At 64.0% G+C, this 691-nt stretch carries 1 protein-coding gene; it reads right to left on the minus strand.

What is annotated here, in order from left to right; translation table 11 throughout:
- On the minus strand, positions 1 to 691 hold a 691-nt coding region (locus AC07T0_RS31735; RefSeq protein ID WP_495004874.1), incomplete at both ends, for an amino acid permease.

Below are 691 nucleotides of genomic sequence, written 5' to 3' on the forward strand. Positions count from 1 at the left end.
ACCACCGCTTTCATCGCCTGGGGCAACGGGTCGTTGATGTTCGACAGCTGGCGCCAGTCGCCGACCCCGCCGGCCATCACCATCACGCCGAGAGCGAGGAACACCAGGGTCAGGATGCCACCGACATAGGCCTTGGGAATGGTGCGCTTGGGGTCCTTGGCTTCTTCGGCGGCCATGGCCGCGCCTTCGATGGCGAGAAAGAACCAGATCGCAAAGGGGATCGCGGCGAAGATGCCGGGGATCGAGTCGATGCTGAAGCTGGTCGAGCCAGACCAGCCGTTGAGCACGAAATTGCTGAAGCTGAAGCCTGGCGCGACGACGCCCATGAACACCAGCAATTCGGCGACCGCGAGCACTGTCACCACCAGTTCGAAGGTGGCGGCGATGCTGACGCCGAGGATATTCAGGCCCATGAACACCACGTAGGCGCCGACGGCGGCGAGGCGTGGGTCGAGGTCCGGGTACTGGACATTGAGGTAGGCACCGATGGCCATGGCGATGGCTGGCGGGGCGAAGACGAATTCGATCAGGGTGGCGATCCCGGCGATCAGCCCGCCACGTTCACCGAAGGCCCGGCGGCTGTAGGCAAAAGGCCCGCCGGCATGGGGAATGGCGGTGGTCAGCTCGGTGAAGCTGAAGATGAAGCAGGTGTACATGGTCGCCACCAGCAGGGTGGTGACGAGAAAGCCCA

Source organism: Pseudomonas sp. GW821-FHT04D07 (assembly GCF_059420225.1).